Source organism: Wolbachia endosymbiont of Nomada ferruginata (genome assembly GCF_001675785.1).
GTDB classification, from domain to species: domain Bacteria; phylum Pseudomonadota; class Alphaproteobacteria; order Rickettsiales; family Anaplasmataceae; genus Wolbachia; species Wolbachia pipientis.
Map to the genome: position 1 here is coordinate 22,396 of NZ_LYUY01000003.1, position 6,275 is coordinate 28,670.

A 6,275-nucleotide genomic window follows, 5' to 3' on the forward strand; every position below is an offset into this window, starting at 1 on the left:
GATGGGCCAAAATCACAATGTTCGTACAGTTATGCATTTGTTGTGCAAATTACCTTTGCAAATAAATGTTCGTACAGCTGTGTGTCACACACTTTGCTTCAATATTTGCACATTAGCCACTCCCTTGAACAGATACGATAAATTAGATTTAGGTAAGCTATAAGCTTTTATGAAATCTTTGAGTGCGTGCTGTGAAGTTTTATAAATTTTAGTCTTGCTGTCACTTTGTATAAAGGTATTTTTTCACTCACATCTTTCGAAGTTGTAGCCATGTTTAACAACTTTAAGTAGAATATTGTAGCATTTTGAAAATCTGAAAGTTTATCTAGAATAACAGCTAGATTATAGGTATAAAAAATATTGTTTTCATCAAGAGAAATAGCAGTTGTCATATACTCTTTACCTTTTACATAATCCTCCTTTTTCATATAGATCAGACCTAAATTTGCTAATAAAGGAGCATAATTTTTATGTATATCATACAATTTTAACATTTCACTCAACGCCAGATCAGGATCATATTGTGAGATTATTGTCAGAAAATTTTTTAATATGTAAGGGTTACTAGGGTATTCTTTTAACAGTTTTGTGTAAATCTCTACAGCTTTTTTGTATTCTTTATTAGCGTAATAAATATTCCCTAGTCCAATCAAAGCATTTTTATGATAAGGAAACTTTGCGATAATCTGATTAAGGAGAGAAATAGCTGTTTCATTATCTCCTAACTCAAAGGAATCTTTTGCTTTTTTTAAAGTAGAGTATATGTCAAAACTCTTGCCAGAATTCTGCGAAATTTTGATATTAAATTTGTCACTTTTTCTCTCAATAACATCAAGATCTTTATATTTTTTATCAGCTTTTATATGCTTGACAACATTATCGAAGGCCTTCTGTATCTCCAAATTTTCACTAGCATAGGTAACAGAAGACCTCCATAAAATCACAACGCAAATTAACATGCAGATAAACATAGGTCCTAGTGTTGTGGCATTGGCTGCAGCGTATAACCAGTAAACCTTATTTCTTTGAGCTATGCGTAACACATTACAAATTCATAAATGCTAAATTACCTATCTCATACAATAATAAAGATATTATTAATTAGTGGGACGAACATGCTGTGTAGCTTTTCAGAATGCATTTATCTTTTGTCTTCCATATTTCGCTTTATTTCCACAAAAATGCTTCAATTTATCTTAACATTTTGTCAACTACCTTTGTAGATTTAAAAGGGCATTTTTACATATTCCATATGGCTGCCAGTTGCACCCCTCACATGCGTACTCGAATTTCTCTAAAGACATTTTCTCCCTAATCTCTTCTACCGCTTCACTCCAGGTCAAAGTCTCGCCAATTTTAATTCCTAAAATTTCCATATGCCTTCTATCTAGCTCTAAAACTTTAGCTTGTTCGGTGCATTTACCTTGTTTAGTCTGGTTTGGGCAAGCACTACAAATACTATCAAGGTTACCAACTACTTCGATTTGAGTACTAACCACTTCACTTGCTATCTTCCTATAATTTTCTACAAAACCCTGAGAATACCCATATCCCCGAAACGCGAGGGTGCACATAAAATGATGAGGGCGAAATTTTATCATTTTTTCAAATATTGCAAAGCTGCTACAAGTAGAAAAATTTTTATCAAACCAGGAAGGATAAATGGTAAAACACCCACCATTATTGCTTGTTCTAGACCCAAGTAAACAGCAAGCCAACTAACACCACAAATAAAGATTATAACTGTACCAGCCAGACAACTTAAAGAATTACATACAAATGATTTATACTTAGAGTTCAGTAATTCATTTACTTTGCTCATTACCATAACAGCAGCTAAACAGCCAATTAAATATCCACCTGTTGGTCCAAGGAGAGCGTGATAACCACCAGAAAAATTTGCAAGAACAGGCAATCCTGCTGCACCAAGTGATAGATATGTAAGCACAGAATAGAATGCTGTTCTGCGGTTAAATTTAAGCCCAATAAGCATTACTCCTAAAGTTTGCAATGTGATAGGCACAGGCTGCAATGGTATGCTTATTTGAGCCATCAAGAATAAAAGTAAAACGCAAGACAATATTTCAGCCAGTGTTGATCTGTTGCTAGATTGTGTTATAAACATACTTCCCCAATAAAAATAACTTATTAAATGTAATATATGTATATGAGAGGTTTTGCAATTTAAATTTTGCTTATATTGTGCTACAATGAATTATTTATGCACTATTAAATTAAAAATGATGAGTAAACAAGATCTATTATCGTTGATGAAAGCAAGACACAGCGGACGTTCATACGATCCTACAAGAGCAATATCTCAGGAAGACATGGATATTTTAATGGAAGCTGTAAGGCTGACTCCCTCATGTTTTGGTGATGAACCCTGGAGATACGTAATATGCAACAAACAGAACAATCAAAGCGCATGGGAAAAGCTGCTAAATTGCCTTGATGAATCTAATCAAAAATGGGCAAAAGATGCACAAATACTAATTATATCTCTAAGCGCTAAGAATTTCCGTAAATCTGACAAAGGTGAAAATTTTTGGGCTAATCACGATACTGGTGCAGCAAATTATGCACTTATGCTACAGGCTGCAGCTATGAACTTAATGGCTCATCAAATGGGTGGATTTGATAGAGATAAAATAGTAGAAAGATTCAACATATCCGATGATTTTAATGTAATGTCAGTGATAGCGGTTGGTTACGAAGAAGAGGGCGCTGAAACAAGTAAGAAAAAAAGGAGACCAATAGAAGAAATATTTTTTTATGATGAGTGGCCAAGGTCCTGAAAATTTTATCAAAATGCACGGCACTGGTAACAACTTCGTTATCATAGACTCACGTTCAACAAACAATTTAGACTGGAACCATAGACAAATTGCTGATCAAAGCAGTTGTGATCAAGTGATAATTATAACAATGTCTAATGCTGCAGACTGTTTTATGCATATCTATAATGCTGATGGCAGTCGAGCTGAAATGTGCGGAAACGCAGCACGCTGTGTTGGATATTTGATAATGTCAGAAAAAGGTACTGAGTATATCACTATTGAGCTGGTAAACAAACGCATTTTAGAGTGTTTTAAAGTGGGTGATAAATCCATAAAGGTTAACATGGGTAAACCTTTGCTAAAATGGCATGAAATTCCCTTGTCTACTCAATGTGACACTCTTCACTTACCTATAGAGCTTGAAATGCTAAAAGATCCTGTTGCAGTAAATATTGGTAATCCTCACATAGTTTTCTTTGTTGATAATGTAAATGAAATACCATTGCAAAGTTTAGGACCAAAGCTGGAAAATCACGTATTATTTCCTCAGAAAATTAATATTAGTATTGCACAAGTTGAAAAGTCTGGAGAAATAGCTTTAAGAGTTTGGGAAAGAGGTACAGGCATTACTGCATCATGCGGTAGTGCAGCCTGTGCAGCACTTGTTGCATCCACACTACGTGGATATCTGGCTGCCCAACAGACTTCAGTAAATTTACCAGGAGGTAAGTTATTAATCGAATGGGCAAATAACGTATTCATGACCGGTGATATAGGGTTTTTGTGACCCTAATTCTAGTGATGCATTACTTCCAATACCTTCTTACCAATCACTGCAGGGGTTTCAGCAATTGCAATCCCGGCACTCCGCATAACTTCTAGTTTTGCACCAGCACTTCCACCGCTGGAAGAGATGATTGCTCCAGCGTGTCCCATACGTCTTCCTGGAGGTGCCGTTTGACCTGCTACAAAACCAACGATTGGCTTTTTAGTTTTTTCTGTTTTCACAAAATGTGATACATCTTCTTCTTCGTTTCCACCTATTTCACCAATAACTACAATACCATGAGTATCGTCATCTTTTAAAAAGAGCTCCATACAGTCAACAAATGTCATACCATGAACTGGATCCCCCCCAATTCCGATACATGTGGATTGACCAAGACCAACAGCAGTTGTTTGTGCTACTGCTTCGTAAGTTAAAGTTCCAGAGCGAGACATAATTCCTATGTGTCCACGCTTATGGATATGGCCAGGCATAATTCCTATTTTGCACTCTTCAGGCGTAATAATTCCCGGGCAGTTGGGACCAACCAATCGACTTTTTGAATCAACAAGCGCGCGCTTAACTTTCACCATATCAAGTATAGGAATGCCCTCTGTAATACAAACTATCAATTCTATTTTTGCATCTATTGCTTCAAGTATTGCAGCAGCAGCAAATTTAGCAGGTACATATATAACTGTAGCATTTGCACCGGTTTTTTCTTTGGCTTCTGCTACAGTATTAAAAACCGGTAAATTAAGGTGAGTGCTCCCACCCTTTCCAGGAGTTACACCGCCAACCATTTTCGTCCCGTAGTCAATAGCTTGCTCTGAATGAAACGTACCTTGTGCACCAGTAAAACCCTGGCATATTAATCTTGTATCTTTATTTACTAAAACGGACATGCTTTATTTTACCTCTTTTACTATCTTTTGCGCAGCATCACCCAGTTCATCTGCAGCAATAATATTTAATCCTGACTCTTCTAAGATTTTTTTTCCTTCCTCAAAATTAGTACCTGATAACCTAACCACTAAAGGAACTTTAATACTCATTTCTTTTGCAGCCGCAACAATTCCACTTGCGATAATATCGCAACGCATTATACCACCAAATATATTAACCAAAATTCCTCTTACGTTGCTATCAGACAATATGATTTTAAATGCTTCAGTTACAGTTTCTTTACTCGCTCCACCACCAACATCCAAAAAGTTAGCAGGCTCTGCTCCGTAGTATTTTATTATATCCATTGTTGCCATAGCAAGACCTGCACCATTTACCATGCAACCAATACTGCCATCCATTTTGATGTAACTGAGCCCATACTTTGAAGCCTCTATCTCTTCTTTCACTTCTTCATCATAATCACGAAGTTCCATAATTTCTGGGTGACGATATAAAGCATTATCATCGAAATTAATTTTCGCATCGAGCGCAATAAAATCTCCAGAATTTGTTTCAACCAGTGGATTAATTTCAATTTGGCTCGCGTCAGTTGCAATAAACGCATCATATATTTTTTTTGCAATGTTCGATATCTTTTCTATTTGTTCTGGACTCAAATGAAAACTGCTGCTTAACTTGCTGCTATCAAAACTTGTAGCAGAATCAATATCAAATTTCACAATTTTTGCAGGAGAATTTTTTGCCACTTCTTCGATGTCCATTCCACCTTCTGAGGAAAATATGAATATTGGCCTACTGAGCTTCGGGTCGATTACCAGGCTTAAATAATACTCTTTCTTAATGCTTGAGCCTTCTTCAACGTACACTTTTCTTACTTGCTGCCCACTTGGCCCTGTTTGATGAGTAACTAAAGTCATACCAATCATGTCCTTTACAAACTGTTGAGCTTCTTCAACTGACTTTGCTAGCTTTACGCCACCGGCTTTACCCCTACCACCTGCATGAATTTGAGCTTTAACTACAAACACGTCAGATTTTAATTGACTTACTTGAGTCTTTACTTCTTCCGCAGATGTAGCAACAAAACCTTTTGGCACTGGGACATTAAATTTATGCAACACTTCTTTCGCTTGATATTCGTGAATATTCATAAAATAACCAATGATAAACTATTAACTTGAGTACAAACTACCAACCATAACGCTGCCTTCTGCACTCTTGTTGGTACCTCTTTTTTTTAGCTTCAGCTTTCTTTTTAGCTCTTTTTTCTGATTTTTTTTCATGATATTGTTTTTTCATTTTCAACCCTCTTCCTTCCTTTTGAATTGTTTTTTTCAATACTGGAAGAGCTCTGTCTACATCACCATAATGGACTGATACTTCTATCAAACTCTATACCTCCTTCGGTAATCATTTCAAAATCTATTTATAAATTAGAAAATTAACATTGTCAATTATTTTATAAACTTGAGCGTTAAAATGTAATATGCCATAATTTACATGGTGAATAATGTCATTCCAGTGTCAGCTACTTGCTTACTGATGGAGATTGCTCTTATGTTACAGCGTTCTTACAATTATACTAACATCGGGGCGGAGAGATTTGAACTCCCGACCCTTTGGTCCCAAACCAAATGCGCTACCAGGCTGCGCTACGCCCCGACTTCTTTACTCAGGCTATCAATAATTCAGGCAAAATGCAAGGTTCATTTGTTTATTTTAGAAAAAATATAATATAAGAGGTTGTCCACAAACCAAGGAATACGTAGTATATAAAGAAAGAATATTGAGGTAAGAGATGAGGAAAAAATATCCAACAG

At 36.0% G+C, this 6,275-nt stretch carries 8 protein-coding genes and 1 tRNA gene; 2 read left to right on the forward strand and 7 right to left on the reverse strand.

Features of this window, described 5'->3' with window-relative positions; genetic code table 11:
* Positions 1–167: 167 nt before the first annotated feature.
* From BA053_RS00360 to BA053_RS00370, 3 genes are all read right to left on the reverse strand, one after another.
* On the reverse strand, positions 168–1,043 hold the full coding sequence (locus BA053_RS00360; RefSeq protein WP_065094453.1) for a tetratricopeptide repeat protein: 876 nt from the start codon (positions 1,041–1,043) through the stop codon (positions 168–170).
* Between the two features lie 168 nt (positions 1,044–1,211).
* Entirely contained in the window at positions 1,212–1,601 is a 390-nt protein-coding gene (locus BA053_RS00365; RefSeq protein WP_065094452.1) for a DUF1284 domain-containing protein, read from the reverse strand.
* Positions 1,598–2,125, reverse strand: a complete 528-nt coding sequence (locus BA053_RS00370; protein WP_065094451.1) for a biotin transporter BioY — start codon at positions 2,123–2,125, stop codon at positions 1,598–1,600. Before BA053_RS00370 ends, BA053_RS00365 begins: the two co-directional genes overlap by 4 nt.
* A gap of 85 nt (positions 2,126–2,210) precedes the next feature.
* Here BA053_RS00370 and BA053_RS00375 point away from each other — a divergent pair, with 85 nt between their 5' ends.
* Both BA053_RS00375 and dapF read left to right on the forward strand, forming a co-directional pair.
* The gene (locus tag BA053_RS00375) at positions 2,211–2,798 is read left to right on the forward strand and encodes a nitroreductase family protein (RefSeq protein WP_065094450.1); all 588 of its coding nucleotides are present in this window, start codon (positions 2,211–2,213) and stop codon (positions 2,796–2,798) included.
* Positions 2,779–3,567, forward strand: a complete 789-nt coding sequence (gene dapF, locus BA053_RS00380; protein ID WP_174525398.1) for a diaminopimelate epimerase — start codon at positions 2,779–2,781, stop codon at positions 3,565–3,567. Before BA053_RS00375 ends, dapF begins: the two co-directional genes overlap by 20 nt.
* An 8-nt stretch (positions 3,568–3,575) precedes the next feature.
* On the opposite strand, the gene sucD is transcribed toward dapF, so the two are convergent.
* The 4 genes from sucD to BA053_RS00400 form a co-directional block, all read right to left on the reverse strand.
* Positions 3,576–4,451 (reverse strand): succinate--CoA ligase subunit alpha, encoded by an 876-nt coding sequence (gene sucD / locus BA053_RS00385; RefSeq protein WP_065106644.1) that lies wholly within the window; start codon positions 4,449–4,451, stop codon positions 3,576–3,578.
* 3 nt (positions 4,452–4,454) lie between these two features.
* Positions 4,455–5,606, reverse strand: a complete 1,152-nt coding sequence (sucC, locus tag BA053_RS00390) for an ADP-forming succinate--CoA ligase subunit beta (RefSeq protein WP_065094447.1) — start codon at positions 5,604–5,606, stop codon at positions 4,455–4,457.
* Between the two features lie 37 nt (positions 5,607–5,643).
* A complete protein-coding gene (rpsU, locus tag BA053_RS00395; protein WP_006279819.1) occupies positions 5,644–5,844 on the reverse strand; it encodes a 30S ribosomal protein S21 in 201 nt (66 codons plus the stop codon).
* 199 nt (positions 5,845–6,043) lie between these two features.
* Positions 6,044–6,117 (reverse strand) — tRNA-Pro (locus BA053_RS00400).
* Between the last annotated feature and the right edge of the window lie 158 nt (positions 6,118–6,275).

Excerpts from the sequence above, each read along its gene's own strand:
- BA053_RS00365 (WP_065094452.1), bottom strand. The coding sequence starts at position 1,601 with ATGATAAAATTTCGCCCTCATCATTTTATGTGCACCCTCGCGTTTCGG.
- BA053_RS00370 (WP_065094451.1), bottom strand. The coding sequence starts at position 2,125 with ATGTTTATAACACAATCTAGCAACAGATCAACACTGGCTGAAATATTG.
- BA053_RS00375 (WP_065094450.1), top strand. The coding sequence starts at position 2,211 with ATGAATTATTTATGCACTATTAAATTAAAAATGATGAGTAAACAAGAT.
- dapF (WP_174525398.1), top strand. The coding sequence starts at position 2,779 with ATGAGTGGCCAAGGTCCTGAAAATTTTATCAAAATGCACGGCACTGGT.
- sucD (WP_065106644.1), bottom strand. The coding sequence starts at position 4,451 with ATGTCCGTTTTAGTAAATAAAGATACAAGATTAATATGCCAGGGTTTT.
- sucC (WP_065094447.1), bottom strand. The coding sequence starts at position 5,606 with ATGAATATTCACGAATATCAAGCGAAAGAAGTGTTGCATAAATTTAAT.